This is a genomic window from Streptomyces carpinensis (assembly GCF_002154505.1).
Classification (GTDB): domain Bacteria; phylum Actinomycetota; class Actinomycetes; order Streptomycetales; family Streptomycetaceae; genus Streptomyces; species Streptomyces carpinensis.
Genome location: NZ_MUBM01000035.1, coordinates 1 through 21487, shown reverse-complemented (window position 1 = coordinate 21487; position 21487 = coordinate 1). Strand labels below are relative to the sequence as shown.

The 21487-nt window shown below is 70.9% G+C and carries 22 protein-coding genes; 6 read left to right on the top strand and 16 right to left on the bottom strand.

Annotated elements, in window-relative coordinates:
* Positions 1–48: 48 nt before the first annotated feature.
* Entirely contained in the window at positions 49–2343 is a 2295-nt protein-coding gene (locus BZY54_RS05970; protein ID WP_086723484.1) for an FdhF/YdeP family oxidoreductase, read from the bottom strand.
* A gap of 413 nt (positions 2344–2756) precedes the next feature.
* Between BZY54_RS05970 and BZY54_RS52115 the strand changes: the two genes are divergently transcribed.
* Positions 2757–3020 carry a hypothetical protein gene (locus BZY54_RS52115; protein WP_208640568.1) on the top strand — a complete coding sequence of 88 codons (264 nt, stop codon included), beginning with the start codon at positions 2757–2759 and terminating at the stop codon, positions 3018–3020.
* Positions 3021–3029: 9 nt separating this feature from the next.
* Positions 3030–3389, top strand: coding sequence for a thioesterase family protein (locus tag BZY54_RS05960; protein ID WP_086723483.1), 360 nt, complete (start codon positions 3030–3032; stop codon positions 3387–3389).
* A gap of 107 nt (positions 3390–3496) precedes the next feature.
* Here the strand turns inward: BZY54_RS05960 and BZY54_RS51555 are convergent, their stop codons facing one another.
* The 4 genes from BZY54_RS51555 to BZY54_RS05945 form a co-directional block, all read right to left on the bottom strand.
* Complete coding sequence (locus BZY54_RS51555; RefSeq protein ID WP_167413952.1) at positions 3497–3661, bottom strand: hypothetical protein; 165 nt, start codon at positions 3659–3661, stop codon at positions 3497–3499.
* Positions 3662–3732: 71 nt separating this feature from the next.
* Positions 3733–4140, bottom strand: a complete 408-nt coding sequence (locus BZY54_RS05955) for an NUDIX domain-containing protein (protein ID WP_086723482.1) — start codon at positions 4138–4140, stop codon at positions 3733–3735.
* Between the two features lie 172 nt (positions 4141–4312).
* A complete protein-coding gene (locus BZY54_RS05950) occupies positions 4313–4888 on the bottom strand; it encodes a DsbA family protein (RefSeq protein ID WP_086723481.1) in 576 nt (191 codons plus the stop codon).
* Positions 4889–5070: 182 nt separating this feature from the next.
* Positions 5071–5697 (bottom strand): DUF1345 domain-containing protein, encoded by a 627-nt coding sequence (locus tag BZY54_RS05945; RefSeq protein ID WP_086723480.1) that lies wholly within the window; start codon positions 5695–5697, stop codon positions 5071–5073.
* Here BZY54_RS05945 and BZY54_RS05940 point away from each other — a divergent pair.
* Both BZY54_RS05940 and BZY54_RS05935 read left to right on the top strand, forming a co-directional pair.
* The gene (locus tag BZY54_RS05940) at positions 5696–7495 is read left to right on the top strand and encodes an FUSC family protein (RefSeq protein WP_086723517.1); all 1800 of its coding nucleotides are present in this window, start codon (positions 5696–5698) and stop codon (positions 7493–7495) included. The two genes, BZY54_RS05945 and BZY54_RS05940, sit on opposite strands and share 2 nt — an antisense overlap.
* A 137-nt stretch (positions 7496–7632) precedes the next feature.
* Positions 7633–8109: a GreA/GreB family elongation factor gene (locus BZY54_RS05935; protein ID WP_086723479.1), complete on the top strand. Its 477-nt coding sequence runs from the start codon at positions 7633–7635 to the stop codon at positions 8107–8109.
* A gap of 55 nt (positions 8110–8164) precedes the next feature.
* Here the strand turns inward: BZY54_RS05935 and BZY54_RS05930 are convergent, their stop codons facing one another.
* Positions 8165–10729, bottom strand: coding sequence for an ATP-dependent Clp protease ATP-binding subunit (locus BZY54_RS05930; protein ID WP_086723478.1), 2565 nt, complete (start codon positions 10727–10729; stop codon positions 8165–8167).
* A 166-nt stretch (positions 10730–10895) separates the two neighbouring features.
* Between BZY54_RS05930 and BZY54_RS05925 the strand changes: the two genes are divergently transcribed.
* Complete coding sequence (locus tag BZY54_RS05925; protein WP_086723477.1) at positions 10896–11855, top strand: DUF5996 family protein; 960 nt, start codon at positions 10896–10898, stop codon at positions 11853–11855.
* Positions 11856–12013: 158 nt separating this feature from the next.
* Here the strand turns inward: BZY54_RS05925 and BZY54_RS05920 are convergent, their stop codons facing one another.
* From BZY54_RS05920 to BZY54_RS05900, 5 genes are all read right to left on the bottom strand, one after another.
* On the bottom strand, positions 12014–12631 hold the full coding sequence (locus BZY54_RS05920; protein WP_208640567.1) for a CE1759 family FMN reductase: 618 nt from the start codon (positions 12629–12631) through the stop codon (positions 12014–12016).
* Entirely contained in the window at positions 12628–13749 is a 1122-nt protein-coding gene (locus BZY54_RS05915) for a CE1758 family FMN-dependent luciferase-like monooxygenase (protein WP_086723515.1), read from the bottom strand. Before BZY54_RS05915 ends, BZY54_RS05920 begins: the two co-directional genes overlap by 4 nt.
* A gap of 95 nt (positions 13750–13844) precedes the next feature.
* Positions 13845–14648, bottom strand: a complete 804-nt coding sequence (locus BZY54_RS05910; protein ID WP_086723476.1) for a family 1 encapsulin nanocompartment shell protein — start codon at positions 14646–14648, stop codon at positions 13845–13847.
* Positions 14649–14719: 71 nt separating this feature from the next.
* On the bottom strand, positions 14720–17038 hold the full coding sequence (locus tag BZY54_RS05905) for an FdhF/YdeP family oxidoreductase (RefSeq protein ID WP_086723475.1): 2319 nt from the start codon (positions 17036–17038) through the stop codon (positions 14720–14722).
* Between the two features lie 37 nt (positions 17039–17075).
* Positions 17076–17594 (bottom strand): SRPBCC family protein, encoded by a 519-nt coding sequence (locus BZY54_RS05900; RefSeq protein ID WP_086723474.1) that lies wholly within the window; start codon positions 17592–17594, stop codon positions 17076–17078.
* Between the two features lie 241 nt (positions 17595–17835).
* On the opposite strand from BZY54_RS05900, the gene BZY54_RS05895 reads away from it, so the two are divergent.
* Positions 17836–18495 carry a hypothetical protein gene (locus BZY54_RS05895; RefSeq protein ID WP_086723473.1) on the top strand — a complete coding sequence of 220 codons (660 nt, stop codon included), beginning with the start codon at positions 17836–17838 and terminating at the stop codon, positions 18493–18495.
* An 80-nt stretch (positions 18496–18575) separates the two neighbouring features.
* On the opposite strand, the gene BZY54_RS05890 is transcribed toward BZY54_RS05895, so the two are convergent.
* The 5 genes from BZY54_RS05890 to BZY54_RS05875 form a co-directional block, all read right to left on the bottom strand.
* The gene (locus BZY54_RS05890; RefSeq protein ID WP_208640566.1) at positions 18576–18824 is read right to left on the bottom strand and encodes a hypothetical protein; all 249 of its coding nucleotides are present in this window, start codon (positions 18822–18824) and stop codon (positions 18576–18578) included.
* A gap of 81 nt (positions 18825–18905) precedes the next feature.
* Positions 18906–19526, bottom strand: coding sequence for a DUF6082 family protein (locus tag BZY54_RS05885; RefSeq protein WP_086723472.1), 621 nt, complete (start codon positions 19524–19526; stop codon positions 18906–18908).
* Between the two features lie 235 nt (positions 19527–19761).
* Positions 19762–19884, bottom strand: a complete 123-nt coding sequence (locus tag BZY54_RS54690; protein ID WP_279634659.1) for a hypothetical protein — start codon at positions 19882–19884, stop codon at positions 19762–19764.
* 58 nt (positions 19885–19942) lie between these two features.
* Complete coding sequence (locus tag BZY54_RS05880) at positions 19943–20851, bottom strand: bifunctional helix-turn-helix transcriptional regulator/GNAT family N-acetyltransferase (protein ID WP_086723471.1); 909 nt, start codon at positions 20849–20851, stop codon at positions 19943–19945.
* A gap of 56 nt (positions 20852–20907) precedes the next feature.
* Positions 20908–21487: C45 family autoproteolytic acyltransferase/hydrolase (locus BZY54_RS05875; protein WP_244216983.1), on the bottom strand; the 580-nt coding region annotated here is incomplete at its 5' end.

The window sequence follows — 21487 nt, the reverse complement described above, 5'->3', positions numbered from 1 at the left end:
GCCGGGCCGCGCCCCCGTCCCGCCGTCACTGTGCCGACGGCGACGGCCTCACCGCTCCCGCACGACGGCGGGCTCCAGACGGACCACGACCCCCTTGGAGGTGGGGGTGTTGCTGATGTCCGCGACGCTGTCCAGCGGTACCAGGACGTTGGTCTCCGGGTAGTAGGAGGCCGCGGAGCCGGGGGGCGTGGGGTAGGCGACGACCGTGAAGTCCGCCGCGCGGCGCTCGACGCCGTCGTGCCACGAGCTCACCAGGTCGACCCGGTCCCGGTCGGCGAGCTCGAGGGCGCCGAGATCGGCCGGGTTGACGAGCACCACCCGGCGGGCGTTGTGGATGCCGCGGTAGCGGTCGTTCATCGCGTACGGAACGGTGTTCCACTGGTCGTGGGAGCGCAGGGTCTGCAGCAGCAGATGCCCGTCGGGGACCCTCGGCATGGTGAACTCGTTGCAGGTGAAGACCGCCTTGCCGCTCGGGGTGGGGAAGACCCGCCGGTTGACCGGGTTGGGCAGCCGGAAGCCGCCGGGCTCGGCGACGCGGGCGTTGAAGTCCTCGAAGTCCGGCACGACGCGGGAGATCCGGTCGCGGACGGTGCCGTAGTCCGACTCGAACTCCTCCCAGGGGATGGACGGCTCGTCCCCCAGGGTTCTGCGAGCCAGACGGCTGATGATGGCAACCTCGCTGAGCAGGTGCGGGGAGGCCGGCGCCAGTCGTCCGCGGGAGGCGTGCACCTGGCTCATGGAGTCCTCGACGGTGATGAACTGCTCACCGGTGGCCTGGACGTCGCGGTCGCTGCGGCCCAGCGTCGGAAGGATGAGGGCCACCTCGCCGCAGACCGTGTGGGAGCGGTTGAGCTTGGTGGAGATGTGTGCGGTGAGCCGGCATCGCCGCATCGCCTCCTCGGTGACGAGGCTGTCCGGGGTGGCGCGCACGAAGTTGCCGGCGACGCCGAGGAAGACGCGGGCAGTGCCGTCGCGCATGGCCCGGATGGCGTTCACCGAGTCCAGGCCGTGCCGGGTGGGCGGGGTGAAACCGAACTCGCGGCCGAGAGCGTCCAGGAACCGCTGCGGCATCCGCTCCCACACTCCCATGGTGCGGTCGCCCTGAACGTTGCTGTGGCCGCGGACCGGGCAGACGCCCGCGCCGGGCCTGCCGATGTTGCCGCGCAGCATCAGGAAGTTGACGACCTCACGGATCGTGGGCACACCGTGCTTGTGCTGGGTCAGGCCCATGGCCCAGCACACAATGATCTTCCTGCTCCCCAGGACCCGGTCGTGCACACGCTCGATCTCCTCGCGCGTGAGCCCGGTCGCCGTGAGGACGTCGTCCCAGGAGACCTTCTGGGCGTGCGCGGCGAAGTCGTCGAAGCCGGTGGTGAAGCCGTCGATGAACGCCCGGTCGAGAACGGCGCCCGGTGCCGCTTCCTCCGCCTCGAGCAGCATCCGGTTGAGCGCCTGGAACAGCGCGAGGTCGCCACCGGGGCGGATCTGCAGGAACTGGTCGGCTATCTGTGTGCCGCGGCCGAGCACCCCGCGGGGCTTCTGCGGGTGCTTGAAACGGATCAGCCCGGCCTCGGGCAGCGGGTTCACGGCCACGATCTGCCCGCCGTTGCGCTTGGTCTCCTCCAGGGCTGAGAGCATGCGCGGATGGTTGGTGCCCGGATTCTGCCCGACGACGAAGATCAGGTCGGCGTTGTGGATGTCGTCCAGCGACACGCTCCCCTTGCCGATGCCCAGCGTCTCCTGCATCGCGGAACCGCTGGACTCGTGGCACATGTTGGAGCAGTCCGGCAGGTTGTTGGTGCCGAAGGCACGGGCGAACAGCTGCAGCAGGAAGGCGGCCTCGTTGTTCAGCCGCCCGGAGGTGTAGAAGAGGGCCTCGTCGGGAGAGTCGAGTTCCCTGAGTTCGCCGGCGAGCAGTCCGAGCGCCTCGTCCCAGCCGATCGGCTCGTAGTGGGTCGCGCCGGGCCGCTTGACCATCGGTTCGGTGAGACGGCCCTGCTGGTTGAGCCAGTAGTCGGACTTTCCGGCCAACTCCCCGATCGAGTACCGGCGGAAGAAGTCGGCGGTGACCCGGCGCGACGTGGCCTCGTCGGCGACGTGCTTGGCGCCGTTCTCGCAGTACTCGTTGCGGTGCCGCTCCCCCGGCCCGGGCTCCGGCCAGGCGCAGCCCGGGCAGTCGAAGCCCTTGGCCTGGTTGACGTTCAGAAGCGTCAGGGCGGTCCGCCGCACCGAGGTCTGTTCCAGGGAGTACTCGATCGCGTGGGTGACCGCGGGAACACCCGTGGCCCAGCGCTTGGGCGGGGTGACCGACAGGTCGTCACTCGGGTCCTGGATGACGCTCATTGTCCGGTACGCCTCTTTCTGCCGCGCAGGCAGGTGCGGATCGGGTCGCGGCACACAGGACTCACGCACCATGTCCACGAACCAGGACCGATCTGCGACACACTCCTGCATGGGCCGTGAATGGTCAACTCGGCTGCCGGGCCAGCCTCCGCCGGTGCACACGGGGAAGTCAAAGAGGGCTTTTCGATGATCCGATCGGCGCCGCTTATCACCCGCGTCCTGCCGGTGCTCCATTCGCTGGGACCGCGGGACCGGCCCGATAACCCCCGCTTATCACGCGATCGAGACGTCCGCTCGGACGACCTCGACAACATCGCCGTGGCCATCGCCGTCCACGGCGTGGCCCCGGCACGCGCGTCATCATCACAGCGGGCGAACACGAGGCCATCGCGGAGACCCGGTCGCTGCTCACCATGGGCACGATCAGGGATGTGACCGGCCTGGCCGCCGCGTACGTACTGGCCCGGCTCCTCGACGAACCCGCCACCGGCGTCGTCACCCACCAGCACGACGTCTGCCTGCGGGCCGAGGACGACACCTTCACCCGCAGGCCCCTGACGGCCCGCGAGCACCGCCCGCACGTCCCGTTCCCCGCAGCCGTCGCACCGTTCGAAGCCGGAACGAAGGCGACCGGGCCGTCCTGTCACCGGTCGGCGCACGGAGCCGCGAGAGGTTAGCGTGGTGCGATGCGACACGTGGTGACCGATGCCGACACCGCGGAGTCGGTGGGCAGCGGTGACGTGCCCGTGCTCTCCACCCCGCGGCTGATCGCGTGGATGGAGGCGGCGACCATGCGGGCAGCCGCGCCGTTCACCACCGCGGGCCAGACCACGGTCGGTACGGCGATCCGCGTCCGGCACCTGCGTGCCACGCGCGTGGGCGGCGGCGTGGAGGTCCTCGCCGAGGCACCCGCCGCCGCGGCGGGCCGGCGGCTCACCTTCCTCGTGCGGGCCGTAGACGATTCGGGCGCGCTGGTCGCCACCGGGGAGATCGACCGGGCGATCGTGGACCGTCAGCGGTTCCTCGCCGCGACGCCCCTTCCCTAGGTGCTGGCGGGCCGCTGACCGGCCGTCCACTCGTCCTGTCCGTCGCATGCGCAGGCGGCTGCGTCCTCCGTCGTCCGAGGCCCGACGACGCCCGAGGGACGCTCTGACTATTCGTCGCGTTCGAAGTCGGCCTCCCACTCCTCCTTGTCGAGCGCCCGCTGGGCGGCGAAGTACAGGTCGTACACGAAGCTGCGGGCCTGCTCGGGCGACAGGGCGGGCGCCTCGCGCAGCAGCCGTTCGGTCCAGGCGGAGATGTTCTCGTCGTCGCTCATGTCTCCAGCCCACTGCCTTCGCGCGCCGACCGCCACCGCAACCGTCCGGACGGCTGGCGCCGCCCACCGGCTCACACGGGCGTGTGCCCCTCCAGGTAGGCGCGTACGACCTCGGGCAGCCCGGCGTTCCCGGGCCGCCCGGCACGGACGAGCTCCGCCGTCGAGAACCAGCGGATCCGCTCCGGGGTGAGCCGTGCCCCCGCCGACGGCTCCTCGGTGAGCAGTTGGCACACCACCGCCACCGGTGTGCGCGCATCGGTCCCCACCGCTGCCGCAGGCCCCAGCGTCGTCGAGCCGTCGACGAGGTAGCCGGTGAGCTCGTAGACCAGGCGCGCCGCCGCGGCCTCCGCCGTCTCGGCCGGCTCCAGGCCGCCCGACGGCAGCCGCCAGCCGCCGTGGGACTCTTCCACCAGCAGCACCTGTCCGTCGTAGACGACGACCGCCTGCACCACGCTCTCGGCAGCCTGCTCCGGCGCCATGGTCCACCCCTCCCGTTGCTCCTCACGCGGCCCGTCCGGCAGATCACCGGCCGCCGTCCGCCCCCGTCTTCCTACCCTGGGCCTGGGAGTTGACGCCCTGCCCGGCTGCCCGTGCGCAGGAAGGCCGCCGCGCCCCGGGACCCTGGGGGTCGCGGCACCAGCCCCAGGGGTGTCACCGCTGGAGCTGGGCCAGGAACTCCTGCGGCGTGATCGCGGGCCCGCCGTCGCTCTTCACGACGGGGATCACCTCGCTGTCACGCCAGACGACCGGTGTGCCCACCACGCCGAAGGACTCGAAGTTCCCGATCGCCTCACCGGCCCAGGTCAGGTACGTGCCCTCCCTGAGCTTGCGGTCGAAGTCGGCGGACCGCAGCCCGTCCACCTCGCCGGCCAGCGACAGCAGCACGGACGTGTCGGCGAACCGGTCCTCGCCGGGCGGGAACGGCTGATGGGCGAAAAGTGTTCCGAGGTACTCGATGAATTGCTTCTGACCGGCGTCGGCGGCCGCGGCGAGCGCGCTCAGACCATGCTGGGAACCGGCACCGCCGACCGTGTCGTCGAGCAAACCCGCAAAATGGAACTTGATGACGAATTCACCGTCGTCCGCGACCTGCCGCATAGTCCCGAGGAGACTTGCCGCCATGCGGTGACTCGCCCGGTCACGCAACTCCAGGAATACCTGGAGCACGTGGGAAGTGTTCAGGTCACCGTAATAGATTGCGGTGCCGGTGGTGTTTTTCGGAGGCATGGGCACAGCTTGGCACAGCGGGTGCGGGCGGGCGCGGGGGCGCCGGTGTGTCGACCTGCCCTCGCCCGGGCCCCCGGCCCCGCCGATGGCGGCACACGGCCGGATAACCGCCGCTTATCACGCGATCACGTATGCCTCTTTGACTCCTGCGGGAAACGGCCCGAGGATGAATATTGACGGGATCAGCGGGCCACAATTCCTGCGACGAGGTTGATGGCGGTGGCCAGGATGCTGGTGCCGAAGACATAGGACAGCAGACAATGCCGTAGCACCGTCGCACGGACGGTCGAACTCGAAACGTTGGTGTCGGCCACCTGGTACGTCATACCGAGGTTGTAGCTGAAGTAGAAGAAGTCCCTGTATGCCGGTGGGTGGTCGGAGTTGAAGTCGATCCCGCCCGCGGATGTCACGTAGTAGAGGTACGCATAGCGGGTGGCGTACATCAGGTGCAGCGCCGCCCAGGCCATGAACACCCCGATCAGGGCCGCGGTGGCGTGGTTCGTGTCGGAGTGGCCGAGCAGGAGCACCGCGATGCCGGCCAGGCCGCACAGCGCGGCCGCGACGACGGCGAGTTCCTCGAGCACCGGCCGGAAGTCCTCGCGCCCGGCGTAGCGCCGGGTGGTGGCCGCGTCCATCGGCCACAGCACGAACCAGCCCGACACGACGAAGGACGCCTCCATCGCCGCGATACCCACCAGGACACCGAGTGGCGTGTCGATCGCCTCCGCGACGACCGCGCCGACCACCGCCCCGACGACCACCGCCCCGGCAAGCCGGGGCACCGCGGACAGCGGCAACCAGGAACCCATGAGCCACAACCGTAGCGGCCCCGCCGCTGGTCAGCCCGTCGATACCGCCGTCGGGAGTCAAGGGCGGCGGCGTGCGGTCGCCGGCGCGGCGCGGGTGCTCTCCCCGCGCGGCGCGCTCGCCGTGCACCAGGTGGACGGTGCCTTCCTCTTCGCTCTGCGGGCGGCGCTGGCCATGGCCCTGGTGGCGCTGCCGATCGTGCTGGCCGGGCGGGCCGAACTCGCCGTCTACGCCATGCTGGGCGCCTTCACCACCACGTTCGGGCGCAACCTTCCCTATCCGCGCCGTGCTCGTGCCCTCGCGCTGGTCGGTTTGGCCATGACGGCGTGCGTAGGCTCGGGCGCGGCGCTTGCCGCATGGGTGCATCCGCGGGCGGGAGGGACCGGCGCCTTCGTGGTGGTAGCGGCCACGGCCGTGGTCGCCGGGCTGGCCAAGTTCGTCTGTGACGTGACACGGCTGGGCGGGCTGGGCGCGGTGCTGCTGCTCTTCTCCTTCGCGGTGGCCGCGAACGGCTCCTCCGCCCCGGGCGACGTCCTTGCGCAGACGGCGCTGGCCGCCGCCGCGTCGGCGGTGGCCTGGCTGCTGGCTGTGGCAGGCCGGCTCGTGCACCCGGACCGGCCTCAGCGTCTGGCCGTCGCCTCGGCGCTGCGCGCGCTCGCGGAGGTGCTGGACGCCTCCGGCACCGGGGGCGCGATCGGCGGCCGCACGCGCCACCGCGCGACGGTGGCCCTGTTGCAGGCCTATCACTCACTCGGTGTGGCCCCGCCGGCGGAGGTGCGGCTCTCCGGCCGAAAGGCGCCCTGTCTGCGCCTGGCCGACATGGCGTGGTCGCTGCTGATCGGCTCGGCGCGCCGGTCGCCCGACGACCCTGCCGCCCTCGCGCAGGCCCTGCGCCGGCAGGCGTGTCTCCTCGCGGACCGGCGCCGCCGCACGCCGCGGGTGCTGCCCGAACTGTCGCCCCCGGCTCCCGTCGCGCCGGACGGCGGGGGCCGCCGTGCGGCCGGGACGGACGCGACCGGCGCCGATCCGGCCGCCCGGCGCGCCTCCGAGCTGATGGTCGGGTCCCATCCCGGACGCCCCGACCACCTCCCGGCCCGTGCCGTGCCCGCGCTGCGGATGCTGCTGGGCACGGGAGCGGCGGGTGGGCTGGCCGTTCTGCTGAGCCTGGGACACGGCTACTGGGCGGCGATCTCGGCTGCCGCCGTGCTGCACTCGGTCAACATCCGCACCACGGCACAGCGCGCCGTCCAGCGGACCCTCGGCACGGTCGTCGGACTGCTGCTGGCGGTCGGCGTGCTCGCCGCACACCCGGGTCCCGCGGTCCTCGCGCTGGTGATCGTGTTCCTGGAGTTCCTGCTGGAGTACGCGGTGGTCCGCAACTACGGCCTGGGCGTCGTCTTCGTCACGCCGCTGGCCCTGCTGCTGAGCGACATGGCCACCCCCGTCTCCGCCGGTGAGCTCGTCCACGACCGCGGGCTGGCCAGTCTGCTGGGGATCGTCGTCGGGCTGGTCTGCGCGCTGGTGGTTGTCCACGACCAGGCCGCGGTGCGGGTGGAGCGTGCGATGGCGGCCTGCGCGGACGCCACCGAACGTGCGGAGCGGGCGCTGGCGGCTCCTTTCGGGCCACCGCTCCCGGCCGTCCCGACACGACTGGCCCTGGCGGTGGTGGAGTTGCGCGAGGCCGACGACGCCGCCGCCGGCGAGCTGTGGTCCGCGGGTATCGACCCCGCCGAACTCGCCACCGCGGAGCAACGTGGCTACCTGCTCCTGGAGCGGCTCCTGCACCGCCGGTGGGACTGATCTCCCGGCCTCCCGACCAGCCCACGGCGAGCTTCGGCGGCGTCCGGCGATCTCACCACTACTCTGCCCATGACGACTCAGCGACCGACGCGGCGAGTGTCGTCCCAGCTGAGCCCGACCGCACCACGGGAGCAGGAATGACCGGTGAGCCCAGACCGATCGGTGGGGAAGCGCGGCGCGCGCTCGAGCAGGAGCTCGCCGATCTGCGCGCCGAACGCGCGACGGTCGCGGCGACCCTGGGCGACTCGGACTCGCCGGGAGACGCCGCCGACCAGGCCGACGAACTGCAGCGCGCCAATCAGCTGGAACGCCTGGACGCCCGCATCACCAGGATCACCGAGCGACTGCGCGAGTCGGCCGACGCCGGACCGCCCAGTACCGACGCGGTCGGCGTGGGCAGCACGGTCACCGTACGGTTCACGGACGGGACGGTGGAAACGGTCCAGATCAGCGAGATGGCCGAGGGGCGGGCCCAGACCCTGGTCACCGCCGACAGCCCGCTCGGCCGCGCTCTCCTCGGCCGCCGTGCCGGCGACACCGTCGAGTACGACGCGCCCGGCGGCCGGTCGACGGTGAGCGTGCTGTCCCTCGGCGACCCTCGCGAAGGCACATGAGGGCCGATCCCCACGTAGGCACATGAGGATCGGCCCCCGCGCAGGCACGTGACGATCAGGGGACCGGCGGTCCGGCCGTCGCGGCTGCCGACGTGTCGCCGGTACCGGAGCCGGTGTCCTGCGGCGGTCGGTTGTGCTGGACGGTGCAGTGCAGGGTGTCGCGGACCACGTCGGCGACGATGATGTCGCCGGGTTCGGCGTCCCCGCCGAGCAGGAGCGTGGCGATGCGGTTGTCGAGTTCGGTCTGGATCGTGCGGCGCAGCGGGCGGGCCCCGAACTCAGGCTGGTGACCGTGGGCGACCAGGAGTTTCTTGGCCGCCTCGGTGACCTCCAAGGTCATCCCCTGGGCGCGGACCCGGTGTTTGCTCTGGTCCAGCAGGTGGTCGACGATCTGTGACAGATCGTCCTCGGTGAGGCTGTGGAAGAGGATGATGTCGTCGATGCGGTTGAGGAACTCCGGCAGGAACCGGGTCCGCAGCAGGTCCATCAGCTCGTCCTTGAGCTCGGTCACGTCGCCCTTGTGGTCGATGATCCGCTGCGCGCCGATGTTGGAGGTCATGATGATGACGCAGTGCCGGAAGTCGACGGTGCGGCCCTGGGCGTCGGTCAGCCGCCCGTCGTCCAGGATCTGCAGCAGTGTGTTGAAGACATCCGGGTGGGCCTTCTCCACCTCGTCGAACAACACGACGCTGTAGGGCTGGCGGCGGACCTTCTCGGTCAGCTGCCCGGCCTCCTCGTAGCCGACGTATCCGGGCGGGGCCCCCACCAGGCGGGCCACGGTGTGCTTCTCCTGGAACTCGCTCATGTCGAAGCGGATCATGCGGCTCTCGTCCCCGAACAGCAACTGGGCCAGCGTCTTGGCCAGTTCCGTCTTGCCCACCCCGGTCGGGCCCAGGAACAGGAACGAGCCCACCGGGCGGTTCGGATCCCCCATCCCGGCCCGGTTGCGGCGCACCGCCTGGGAGACCGCGGTGACCGCCTCGTCCTGCCCGACGATCCGCTCGTGCATCTCCTGCTCGAGCCTGAGCAGCTTGTCCCTCTCGCTCGCGGTCAACTGTGCCACCGGGATCCCGGTGCGACGCGAGACCACATCGGCGATGTCGGTGGCGGTGACCGAGACAACCCCCTCACGCCGCTCGGTGATCCCGGCCAGCTCCGCCTCGGCCTCGTCGATCCGCTGCTTGACCTCGGAGGCCTTCTCGAAGTCCTCCACCGCCACCGCCTGGTCCTTCTCCCGCTGCAGCCGGGCCAGCCGGTCCTCCACCCCCACCACCTCCACCGACCGGTCCGCGCTGCGCAGCCGCACCCGCGCCCCGGCCTGGTCCATCACATCGATGGCCTTGTCCGGCAGGAACCGGTCGGAGATGTAGCGGTCGGACAGCTCCGCCGCCGCCACCAGTGCCCCGTCGGCGAACCGCACCTGGTGGTGGGCCTCGTAGGCGTCCCGCAGCCCCTCCAGGATCTCCACCGTCTCCTCGACCGTCGGCTCGGAGACCATCACCGGCTGGAACCGGCGCTCCAGTGCGGCGTCCTTCTCCACGTGCTTGCGGTACTCGTCGATCGTCGTCGCCCCCACCACATGCAGCTCCCCCCGCGCCAGCGCAGGCTTGAGCATGTTGCTCGCGTCCATCGACCCCTCGCCCGTGGCACCCGCCCCGACCACCGTGTGCAACTCGTCGATGAACAGGATGATCTGCCCCTTGGATGCCTGGACGTCCTCGATGACCTTCTTCAGCCGTTCCTCGAACTGGCCCCGGTACTGGGCCCCGGCCACCATCCCGGACAGGTCCAGCACCACCACCCGCTTGTCCTTCAACGTGCCGGGCACCTCACCCGCCACGATCCGCTGCGCCAGACCCTCCACGATGGCCGTCTTGCCCACTCCCGGCTCACCGATCAGCACCGGATTGTTCTTCGACCGCCGCGAGAGGATCTCCACCGTCTGCTCGATCTCCTCCGCACGCCCCACCACCGGGTCCAGCTTGCCCGCCCTGGCCTCCTGCGTCAGATCCCGCCCGTACTCCTCCAACGTCGACCCCCCACCGGCCTGCCCCGCAGGCCCCCCGGCCTCCTGCCGCGCCGGCCTGGCCGCCCGCTCCGACAGAGCCCGCAACCGCCCCACGTCCAGCCCCGCGCCCTCCAGCAACCGCGCCGCCCCCGTCTGCTCGCCCTCCACCAGCGCGCCCAGAATGTGCTCCGGCCCGATGTACGAGGCGCCCGCCGCCTGGGAGAGCCCATAAGCGGCGGCCAGGGTCCGCTTCGCCGCCGGAGTCAGCCCGGGCTCCGCCGACGGCTCCCCCGACTCGCGCGGCAACACCTTCGCGATGCGCCCCGCGAACTCCTCCGGATCCACTCCCGCCTGGGACAGCAACCCACGCGACGGCTCCACCTGCGTCGCCGCCCACAGCAGATGCTCCGTGTCCAGGTCCGACGTCCCGTCCTCCAACGCCCGCTGTGCCGCCCGGTTGATCAGCTCCTGCGACGCCTCACTCAACAACCGTCCGATCGGCACCCGTTGCACCGCCGGCGGCGACGTCGCGGGCGACATCCCAAAGAACCGATTCAGCAACTCACTGAACGGGTCCGACGAACCAAAAGCGGAACCGAACGGCATCGACATGACGAACTCCTGACACGTGGAGTGGACCCCTACTCACTCAAACGCGCCGCGCCCGACCCCGCAAACGGATCACACGGGTCCACGGGCGCGCGAGCAGGCGTGATCCCGGGCGGCGTACCAGAATGGGTTCCGGACGGCGCCGCGGTCCTACGGTGGGAGGCTCGTCGTGAGCGGACGACTCCGGGCATGGCCGGTGCTGGACTACGAGGAGCTGGCGCCCACGATCTCCTATATGAACCGTTCGGTGCAGGTCGCGGGCAAGTACACCCTCGACGAGCCCTTCGAGGTCGGCTGGGGGAACATCGTCCTCGACGTCACTCCCCGGGGACTGAGGACGCCGACGCTCCGGCAGCGCGACGTGACCTTCTGCGTGCACTACCGGCTGCTGGACGGGGACGTGGTCATCGAGGCCGACACCGGCTCACGGACCCTGCCCCTGTCCCAGGACTCCGTCGCGGCGTTCTACGCGACCTTCTGCCGGGCGGCGGGCGAGCTGGGCATCCGCAGCCCGGGCAGCTCGCTGATCTGCGAGATCCCCGATGCCCCGGCGTGCTTCACGGACGATCACGCCGAGCGCCACTGGGACCGCGAGGCGGCCCGGCTGATCTGGACCGCGCTGGACCTCGCCGCCGGCGGGCTCCAGGCCTGGCAGGCGCCCTTCCAGGGACACCGCCCGCGGGTGGGTGTGATGTGGGGCGAGTTCGACCTGTCCGCCACCCGGCACCGGGCGCGGCCCACCGCGCCGCCGCCCGACCGTCCGGCGTTCATGCAGAACGCCCAGGTGTCGGCGTATGTGTCGGTGGGGTTCTCCTTCGGCACCCCGAAGGCGCCCCATGCCGGCCTGTACGCCTACATCTGGCCCCAGCCGGACGGTCTCGAGGGCCGGTCCTGGGGGGTGGACGGCGCGGCCTGGCACGCGGATGCCGGTCTGGTGCTGCTGCCGTGGACCGCGCTCAGGGAGACGGCCGACCCGCACCACGCCGTCGTGGCGTTCGGTGACGCCGTCTACGAGGCCGCCGTCGAGACGGCGGGCTGGCCGTCCGACCTCATCGGACCGCGCTGCGACGGCTGGTACATGAGCCGGACACCGCCCACGCCGGCCGCGGCAGACCCCGGCGACCGCTAGGTCCTGTCGCCGAACTCCCGTCGTCCGCCCACCGGCAGGCGGGAAGTTGACGACAGCACCCAGGATCGCGGCAGATACCGAGCGATTCGCCGTCAACAGCTCCAAAGAGCCGCCCGGGACAGCTCGCGAGCAACCTTCCGGACGTCAGGGCCTGCCGGTCAGGTCGCACCGCCCAGCAGTCGCTGCATGGTGGCGAGGTCCTCGTCGGCCGCCTCGCGTCCTGCCCGAGGACCGCACGCGCGCAGCAGCCGGGCGAAGTCGGCCGCTGCGGTGGTGATGCGGTTCGCCAGGGCGGATCCCGTGGGGGAACCGAAGTCGCCGGTCGCCGCGTAGACGGCCCGGGGCGAGACGATCGCGTGCAGGTAGGAGAACATCGGCCGCAGCGCGTGTTCCAGGACCAGGGAGTGCCTCTCGGTTCCGCCGGTCGCTCCGATGAGGACCGGCATGTCCGCGAGGGTCTGTTCCGGAAGGACGTCGAAGAAGGACTTGAACAGTCCGCTGAAGGAGGCGTTGAAGGCGGGCGTGACGGCGATGACGCCGTCGGCCCGCGCGACCGTGTCGAACGCGGACTGCAGTGCCTCCCCGACGAAGCCGGTCAGCATCGCGTCCATGATGGGGTGGCCCAGGGGGCGGAGTTCCACGAACGACGGGTCGGCCTGGTCGCCGAGTCGCTCGAGTTCACGGGTCGCGGCCGTCGTCAGCCGGTCGGCCAGGAGTCGTGTCGAGGACGGCTCCCGCAGGCCGCCGGTGACGATGGTCAGTTTCATCGCGGTCATGGCACTTCCGGACTGTCTTCGTGGTCGGGCTGCGACGCCTGCTCGTCGCGGCGGGCGCGCAGCAGGGACTGGTGGGTGGGCGCCGCCGGGACGTCGGTCGGCCTGCCGACGGCGAACTCCTTGCGCAGCACCGGCACCACCTCTTCGCCGAGGAGATCGAGTTGTTCGAGGACCGTCTTGAGCGGGAGGCCCGCGTGATCCATGAGGAAGAGCTGACGCTGGTAGTCGCCCACGTAGCTGCGAAAGCCCAGCGTCTTCTCGATGACCTGTGCCGGGGATCCGACCGTCAAGGGGGTCAGTGCCGTGAAGTCCTCCAGCGACGGGCCGTGTCCGTAGACCGGGGCGTTGTCGAAGTAGGGCCGGAACTCGTCGACCGCGTCCTGGCTGTTGCGGCGCATGAAGACCTGGCCGCCCAGGCCCACGATGGCCTGTTCGGGCCGGCCGTGGCCGTAGTGCTCGAACCGGCGCCGGTACAGTTCCACCATCGCCTGGGTGTGCGAGGCGGGCCAGAAGATGTGGTTGGCGAAGAGTCCGTCACCGAAATAGGCCGCCAGTTCCGCCACTTCGGGCGTGCGGATGGAAGCGTGCCAGACGAAGGGCGGAACGTCGTCCAGTGGACGCGGCGCGAGTGTGAAGCCCTGCAACGACGTGCGCAGCTTGCCTTCCCAGTCCACCACTTCCTCACGCCACAGGCGGCGCAGCAGACCGTAGTGCTCGACGGTCAGCGGGACCGCCTGGCGGATGTCCTGTCCGAACCAGGGGTAGACGGGGCCGGTGTTGCCGCGTCCCAGCATGACGTCGGTACGGCCGCCGGAGAGGTGTTGCAGCACACTGAAGTCCTCAGCGATCTTGACCGGGTCATTGGTCGTGATCAACGTGGTCGACGTCGACAGAATGATCCGTTCGGTCTGCCCGGCTATGTAGCCGAGCAGCGTCGTCGGTGAGGAGGGCACGAAGGGCGGGTTGTGGTGCTCGCCGGTGGCGAAGACGTCGAGCCCGGCCTCCTCGGCCTTGCGCGCGATGGCCACGGTGGCCCGGATACGCTCCGACTCGGTGGGAGTTATCCCCGTGGCGGGATCGGCGGTCACGTCACCGACGGTGAAGATGCCGAACTGCATCCCGGTCGCTTCGGACGAGTCCATGTCGGGCCCCTTCTGGACTTCCTACAGTTTTCCGCCGTCGCGCCCGCCCCGCGGCCGACGGCCGGCCGTGCTCAGGAGCCGAGTGCCACCACGGCCTCGTCCGTGTGGACCAGGAAGGTCAGGGTCTGGTGGAAGTACAGCTCGATCCCGTGCGCGTCGTGCGTGGTGTAGCCGATCGCGAGGTCCTCACCCAGGCGCAGTTCGAAGTCGCCGCCCCGGGTGGAGACCAGGAAGCCGCCATTCAGTGCGGGCGCCCAGACGGGGGGACCGTCCAGCAGACGGCCCAGATGCTCGGCGACGGGATACCCGTGATCGGACGTCTCGCTCACCGCGGTGTACGCCTCGGCACCCAGCAGCAGCACGTACGGGCCGTCCACCCCGGCCAGCCGCAGCGTCGTCAGCGCCCGGCTCACCGCGTCCGGATAGTCACGCACCTCGTCCGGCAGAGCCACCACCGCATGCGAGGTACGCCGGCGCAGCCCCTCGATCTCCGCGGCACCGTACCCCTCGAACACGGCCCGGTCCTCGGCGAACGCCATGGCCCGCGCCGCGTCCTTGACCGGCTGCCAGTCCGAGTCCTGCGCGCCGCGCTCGACATCGTCCACCGCCTCACGGGTGACGGTGAAAGGGACACGGAGTTCCACCAGCGGCCGCACCAGACGCAGCCGCGCGGTCACACCCGGCCCCGGCGCCTCGATACCCCTCAGGTGCCCGGTCCCGACCGCCGCCAGCTCCGGGCCGTCCGGACCGGTCACGTCCACGACACGTCGGCCCCCGACATTGCGCCGGAAGGTACGACGCGCCTCGTCCTCGATCTGCGCCCACGCCTCCGGCGTGATCGGGGCCAGTTCGCGGTGGAGGTTGTTCTCTGCCACGGAGCCTGCCTCCTAGCTGTTGCTGATGTGGCACGCCGCGCGGGAGGGCGACGGCTCGCGCCGGACGTCGGTCAGCTCGGGGTGGTCTTCGGCGAGCGTCTCGCGCCCGTCGGTTCCAGGCGGACGACGATCCCCTTCGACGTCGGCTGGTTGCTGATCTCGGCCACGCTGTCCAGGGGCACGAGGACCTGGGTCTCGGGATAGTACGAGGCGGCGGAGCCGCGTGCGGTCGGATACGGAACCACCTCGAAGTCCTCGGCGCGGCGCCGGACCTTGTCGGTCCACACGCTGACCAGGTCGACGTGCTGGCCTTCGGAAAGTCCGAGTTCGGTCAGGTCGGCCGGGTTGACGAGGACCACCCGGCGGCTTCCGTGGATGCCCCGGTAACGGTCGTCGGAGGTATAGGGAATGGTGTTCCACTGGTCGTGGGAGCGCAGAGTCTGCAGGAGCAGGTGCCCGTCGGGAGTGTGCGGCATCTCCCAGGCGTTGCAGGTGAACAGCGCCTTGCCGACGGCCGTGGGGAACACGCCCTCGTTGACCGGGTTCGGCAGCTGGATGCCGCCGGGGCGTGCCACCCGCCGGTTGAAGTCGTGCAGTCCGGGCACGATCCGGGAGATCCGGTCGCGGATCGCTCCGTAGTCGGCCTCGAACCGGTCCCAGGGGATGTCCGGTTCGCCGTCGAGGGTGCGGCGGGCGAGACGGCAGAGAATGGCGACCTCGCTGAGCAGGAGCTTGGAGGCCGGCTTCAGCCGCCCGCGCGAGGTGTGCACCTCGCTCATCGAGTTCTCCACCGTGACGAACTGCTCGCCGCCGGCCTGGAAGTCCCGTTCGGTGCGGCCGAGGGTCGGCAGGATGAGGGCGGCCCGGCCGCAGACGGCGTGGGACCGGTTGAGCTTGGTGGAGATGTAGGCGGTCAGGCGGCACCTGCGCATGGCCTCCTCGGTGACCGCGCTGTCCGGAGCGGCCCGGACGAAATTGCCGGCGACGCCGAGGAACAGCTTGATACGGCCCTCGCGCATGGCCTTGATCGAGTTGACGGAGTCCAGTCCGTGGGCGCGGGGCGGGTCGAACCCGAACTCCCGCTGGAGCGCGTCCAGGAAGGAGTCCGGCATCTGCTCCCAGATGCCCATCGTCCGGTCGCCCTGCACATTGCTGTGCCCGCGCACCGGGCAGGCCCCGGTGCCGGCCCTGCCGATGTTTCCGCGCAGCATCAGGAAGTTCACGATCTCCCGGATGGTGGCGACGCCGTGCTTGTGCTGCGTCACCCCCATGGCCCAGCAGACGATGACGCGTTCGCTGCGCAGCACGTCGTCGCGGACCTTCTCGATCTCCTCGCGGGTCAGCTCGGTCGCGGTGAGGACCTCCTCCCAGGAGATCGCGCGGACGTGCTCGGCGAACTCCTCGAAGCCGCTGGTGTTGGCGCGGATGAAGTCGTGGTCGAGCACCTGCCCGGGCCGAGCGTCCTCGGCTTCCAGCAGCAGCCGGTTCAGCGCCTGGAACAGCGCCAGGTCGCCGCCGGGCCGGATGTGCAGGAACCGGTCGGCGATCTGCACGCCGTGCCCGATCACCCCTCGTGCCTTCTGCGGGTTCTTGAACCTCAGCAGTCCGGCCTCGGGCAGTGGATTGACCGCGATGATGCGGGCGCCGTTCAGCTTGGCCTGTTCCAGCGCGGAGAGCTGCCGCGGATGGTTGGTTCCGGGATTCTGCCCCACCAAAAAGATCAGGTCGGCGTGGTGGAGGTCGTGGAGGCTGACCGTTCCCTTGCCGGTGCCCAGCGTCTCGTGGAGGGCGAAGCCGCTGGACTCGTGGCACATGTTGCTGCAGTCGGGCAGGTTGTTGGTGCCGAGGGCCCTGGCGAAGAGCTGGAGCACGAACGCGGCCTCGTTGCCGACCCGGCCGGAGGTGTAGAAGACCGCCTCGTCGGGAGAGTCGAGCGAGGTCAGCTCCGCGGAGAGCAGTCCGAAGGCGTCGGTCCAGCTGATCGGCTCGTAGTGGTCGGAGCCGGGCCGCTTCACCATCGGCTCGGTGAGCCGTCCCTGATGGTTGAGCCACATGTCGGACCGCCGGGCCAGTTCGGAGACCGGGTACCTGCGGAAGAAGTCGGCGGTGACCCGCCGGGTGGTCGCCTCGTCGTTGATGTGCTTGGCGCCGTTCTCGCAGTACTCGTTGCGGTGCCGGTGGCCGGGAGACGGATCCGCCCACGCGCAGCCGGGACAGTCGATGCCGCCCACCTGGTTCATGGTCAGGAGCGTCTCTCCGGTCCTCACCGGGGACGTCTGCTCCAGGGAGTACTCCAGCGCGTGCACCACCGCGGGAACGCCGGCCGCCCACTTCTTGGGCGGGGTCACGGTGAGCTCGTCCTTCGGCTCTTCGCCGGGCGGCTTCTTCATCAGGTTGCCTCTCGCTCGCCCTCTTCCCGCACGAGGATCAGCCGACGGGCCAGCAGGGCACCCGGCTCCTCGGCGGTTGCGGTTCCACGGGCCGTACGTGTCCGTTGCGGATGGTTCCCCGCCAGGCCCCGCCCGCTTCCCCCAGCCCCTCGATGAACTCCTTGAAGTGGCCGAGCTCGAGCCGTACGACACGTCCGGCCATCCTCGGGACGCTGGTGAGCACGCCTGCAAGGCCGCGCGGCTGGAGATCCATCCGCACGGTGACCGCCGTACCGCCCGCCGCCGTGGGCCGGAACGAGACCTCGCCCCGGTGGGAGGGGCCGCGCTCCAGACTCCGCCAGGCCAGATGCGAGTCGGGCTCCTGCTCCACGATCTCGGCCTCGAACTCCCGGCGAACCGGTCCGTAGCCGATGACCCACGCGGTCACGGCGGGCCTGACCTGCTCGACCCTCTTCACCGTGGCCATGAACCGGGGAAAGCTCTTGAACTGGGTCCACTGGTCGTACGCGGTACGCACCGGCACCGCGACCTCGATCGTCTCCTCGACGGAATGCATGGCCCACCTACTTTCAGGCGCCTCCGCCCCCCAGTCTTGCGGCTCGGCCGACAGCCCGCATGCGGATCTTCCCTCCCCACCGGAGGCGACTCGCCCGGGCTGACGAACGCGCGCCGCGCCGAGGGCGGGCGGCACAGTGGTGGGGCAGGCTCCGGGCAGCCGCTTCCTTCGCCGATCCGCGCATCCCCACAGCACGCGGCCAGGAACGGGCACCCCCGAAACGAAGACCAAAGGAGGATCCGTGCACGACACACCACTGACCAAGATCGTCGACGAGCTCCTGCGTCTGCGCCGCGATGCGTCCGGCACCTCGCGCCACCGGTCGAAGCCCGAGGGTTTCGGCCTGGACGGTGCGCTGGTCGGCGGCTTCGTCGCCGGCACCCTGGATCCCCGGGGCGAGGCGCGGCTCGCCGACCAGGTGGCGCGGCTCCTGCCGTTCCACTGGGTCCTGCCCAACACGCTCACCGAGGAGATGACGCAGGTCATCGACCACCTCGGCGGTCAGCGCCATCTCATGGCCTGGCTGGACCGGCACGCGGGCCTGCCCCGGCTGGTGGCGCGGCTGTACGTCTTCATGGGCCTCCTCGATCAGTTCAGCGAGGAGGCCGCGGTGGTCACCGCCCTGCGCGAGTCCCGTGAGCAGACGCCGTATCCCGCCGGTCTCGAGGAGTACCTGGTACCCGAGACCGACGACGAGACCCTCGCGGGCCTCGCCTTCAAGATCGAGGAGCTGCTCGGCGACGGCCTGGAGCAGAAGGCCGTCGAGCTCGCGCTCTCCACCGCGGCGTGGCTCCACGAGGCCGCGCCACGCGCGGCACAACTCGACCCCGAGGTCGGTGACTTGGGCGAGCTGATGGAGCACACCCGCGAGGACATCCAGGCCTCGGCGGCCAGAGCGTGAGCGGGGAGACCGCAGGGTGGCCGCAAACGGGCCGGCCACCTGTCGTGTGCGTGACCGGGTCAGTCCCCGTCGCCGGCCGTTCAGCCCTTCCGCCGGTCGAACCAGACGCTCGCGAAGGTCGGCAGCAGACCCGCCCGGAACACAACAGCGGGGACGGAACGCCGCGTCCACGGCACCTGCGTGATGAGCAGCGCGCAGATCACGGCCCAGGCGGCCTGGCCCAGGACGATGCGGGGCCAGACGTGGCGGCGGATCAGTGAGGACAGGGTGATCCGGACACCCGCGCGCAGCTTCCGGCATGGCGCCCACCCTACGGAGTGGACGATCACAGATGATCGCCTGCCCCTTGTCCGCGGGCGTCTCCCAGTTGCCGAGCACTGCGCGTCGTCGGCGCACCCTGCCTCACCGTGCTACTCCGGGACGGGGGCAGGGGCCCTCCTGAGGGCCGCCTGGTACTCCGCGTCGAAGATGGCCACGAACTCCCGCTCGCGAGCAGTCTGGGCCTCCACCAGCCAGCCCTGCCTCATGCGAGCCCAGACGCGAACGTTCGACTCGACCCGGAAGGTGTTGGCCGCGATCCGGGGCAGCGAACCCCACGGGATCGCGCCGGTGTCCGCCCCCAGCCACATGTAGTGCAGAACCATCCGGGTATAGGTGTGCTTCTGCCACTCCTCGCCAGTCAGTCCCCCCATCTCCCCCCAGGCGTCCCGGTAGAGGGGGTTGTCGAGGGCCATGAGCAGCAGGTCCTTCTGGAAGCCGCGCACGGTCTGCCACTGCTCGACGCGGGCCTGGCGCGACTGGATGACCAGGGAAACCGCCACGCCCGCCACCGCGAGAGCGGAGAGGATGGCCGCCACCGCGGCATAGGTCTGCCCTATGTCACTGAGGTCGTTCCAGTCTCCCCCCATCGGCGGCGCCAACTGCTGCAGGAGATAGGGCGACAGGGCCACGACCGCGAGCACCGACACGGACGCGACCAGCAGCACCACGGGAGTCCGGGCGAAGAACCGCCTGAGTTTCCACCTCTTCAATGCCTCACGCTCCGTCAGGTACCCGTCGGCCGACCGGACTCGTCATGTAACCAACCACGTCGGACTTTGGGTAGGGCGCACGGTTCCGAGTCGCCGCCGGGGCGCGCGACCGGCGCGCTGCGCCGCCCGCGCCGTCCGAGGAGCCGCGCATGTCGCCGGGTGGAGATCGTGGCTGCCGGTCCTCCCGGCGGCGCGAAGTGGCGGTCCCACCGGCCGGCGTGGGCGCGGCGACGGGTCAGCCGGCCGCGAGGCGGGGCTCGAAGCCGTCCGGGACGGCCTGGACGCCGAAGGAAACAAGCTGTTCTCGGGTGCTGCGGGCGTCGTCGGTGGCCGCCGCGGCCTCGAGGCGCTCGCGCAACCACGGGAACCGTGTTGCGATCTCGGTGGCGCGGGCCATGGTGTCGGCCCCGGCGCTCTCACGGTGCCGATCGCGGTGGCGGGGCGGTGATCCGCTTCTCGAACCAGTGGTGGGCGTACGGCTCGTCGTTGAAGGCGGGGACCTCCTGGAAGCCGTAGGAGTGGTAGAGCCCGATCGCGGCGGTCAGCGCCTTGTTGGTGTCCAGCCGCAGCAGGGTGCAGCCGTGCTGCTCGGCTCGCGCCTCCAGCTCGGCCAGGAAGCGGCGGCCGAGGCCGAGCCTGCGGGCCTGAGGCGCAACCCACATGCGTTTGATCTCGGCCGGGGCGCCGGCCGGCAGCTTCAGGCCCGCGCAGCCGACGGGTTCGCCGTGCAGCCGGGCGACCAGGAACACGCCGCGCGGCGGCGTGAGTTCGCCGGCGTCCGGCAGCAGGCTCCGCACCGGGTCGAAGCCGGTCTCGAAGCGCTCCCGCAGTTCGGTGAAGTACGACCGCAGGCAGTGCCGGGCGTCGGGGTGGCCCGGGTCGACGGTGTCCAGCGTGACGGTCCCCGCGGTCAGCAACCGGTCGACCTCGGCCATGGCGGAGACCAGGCGGGCGCGCTGGGCGTCGTTGAGCGGCTCGAGTAGAGACCCGGCCAGTTCTTCGCTGCGGGCGTCGAGCATGGCGCGCTCGGCGCGGCCCGCGTCGGTGAGCCGGACGGTGCGCACGCGCCTGTCCCTGGGCTGCGGTTCCACGGTCACCAGACCGTCGGCCTCCAGGGAACGCAGGAGCCGGCTCACGTACCCGGAGTCGAGTCCGAGGCGCTCGCGCAGCCGCCGTACGTCCTGGCCCTGTTCGCCGATCTCCCAGAGCAGCCGGGCCTCCCCGATCGCCCGGTCGCGGCCCAGGTAGTGGTCGTGGAGCACGCCCACCCGTTCGGTGACGGTGCGGTTGAACCGCCGCACCTGGTCGATCTGCGCCGAATCCATTCTCTGACTCTAGTCAGAGAAATCGTGGGAGGCCAGACGCCGGCGGCACCTGCGGCTCACCGGGGCGCGTCACGCCCCGCCCGGAGCGTGCGCCAGGGGCGGATGGCGTGCTCGGCGGGGGTGCCGTCGAGCACGCGGGCGGTGCGGGAGCCAGGGTCGAGGACCACGGTGGCGAGACTCGCCCAGCGGCGCCCCATGGCTTCACGCAGGTTGGGGACGCAGGTCACGGGAGGTTCCCCCGCGCCGGTGACCACCTGCCGGAGCAGTGCGCCGGCGTCGGCGGCGTCGCTGCGTTCGAGCCGGGCACGCAGGAAGTCGTGGCGGGCGCCGGAGTCGGGCTGGTAGAGCCAGGACTTCTCACGGGCGGCCGGGACCGCGGTGAGGAAGTGGTTGGTGCGCAGGTGTGTGCCCGCGACCGCCTGGGGTGCCTCGAAGACGCCCGCCGGGCTGATGTCGAGCAGCACGGCGCGTCGCGCGTCGAAGAGCATGAAGGATCCGGACGATGTGACGGGTGCGTCACGAAGGATCCGCAGCGCGTGGTCGGCGTCGTCCGCCTCCTCCAGGACGAGCGCGGCGAGCACGTGCACGGGGACCCCGCCGACGCGGTCGTCCTCGTGCCCGAGCGTGTTGAAGTGC

Excerpts from the sequence above, each read along its gene's own strand:
- BZY54_RS05970 (WP_086723484.1), bottom strand. The coding sequence starts at position 2,343 with ATGAGCGTCATCCAGGACCCGAGTGACGACCTGTCGGTCACCCCGCCC.
- BZY54_RS52115 (WP_208640568.1), top strand. The coding sequence starts at position 2,757 with ATGGGCACGATCAGGGATGTGACCGGCCTGGCCGCCGCGTACGTACTG.
- BZY54_RS05960 (WP_086723483.1), top strand. The coding sequence starts at position 3,030 with ATGCGACACGTGGTGACCGATGCCGACACCGCGGAGTCGGTGGGCAGC.
- BZY54_RS51555 (WP_167413952.1), bottom strand. The coding sequence starts at position 3,661 with ATGAGCGACGACGAGAACATCTCCGCCTGGACCGAACGGCTGCTGCGC.
- BZY54_RS05955 (WP_086723482.1), bottom strand. The coding sequence starts at position 4,140 with ATGGCGCCGGAGCAGGCTGCCGAGAGCGTGGTGCAGGCGGTCGTCGTC.
- BZY54_RS05950 (WP_086723481.1), bottom strand. The coding sequence starts at position 4,888 with ATGCCTCCGAAAAACACCACCGGCACCGCAATCTATTACGGTGACCTG.
- BZY54_RS05940 (WP_086723517.1), top strand. The coding sequence starts at position 5,696 with ATGAGCCACAACCGTAGCGGCCCCGCCGCTGGTCAGCCCGTCGATACC.
- BZY54_RS05945 (WP_086723480.1), bottom strand. The coding sequence starts at position 5,697 with ATGGGTTCCTGGTTGCCGCTGTCCGCGGTGCCCCGGCTTGCCGGGGCG.
- BZY54_RS05935 (WP_086723479.1), top strand. The coding sequence starts at position 7,633 with ATGACCGGTGAGCCCAGACCGATCGGTGGGGAAGCGCGGCGCGCGCTC.
- BZY54_RS05930 (WP_086723478.1), bottom strand. The coding sequence starts at position 10,729 with ATGTCGATGCCGTTCGGTTCCGCTTTTGGTTCGTCGGACCCGTTCAGT.
- BZY54_RS05920 (WP_208640567.1), bottom strand. The coding sequence starts at position 12,631 with ATGACCGCGATGAAACTGACCATCGTCACCGGCGGCCTGCGGGAGCCG.
- BZY54_RS05915 (WP_086723515.1), bottom strand. The coding sequence starts at position 13,749 with ATGCAGTTCGGCATCTTCACCGTCGGTGACGTGACCGCCGATCCCGCC.
- BZY54_RS05905 (WP_086723475.1), bottom strand. The coding sequence starts at position 17,038 with ATGAAGAAGCCGCCCGGCGAAGAGCCGAAGGACGAGCTCACCGTGACC.
- BZY54_RS05900 (WP_086723474.1), bottom strand. The coding sequence starts at position 17,594 with ATGCATTCCGTCGAGGAGACGATCGAGGTCGCGGTGCCGGTGCGTACC.
- BZY54_RS05880 (WP_086723471.1), bottom strand. The coding sequence starts at position 20,851 with ATGGATTCGGCGCAGATCGACCAGGTGCGGCGGTTCAACCGCACCGTC.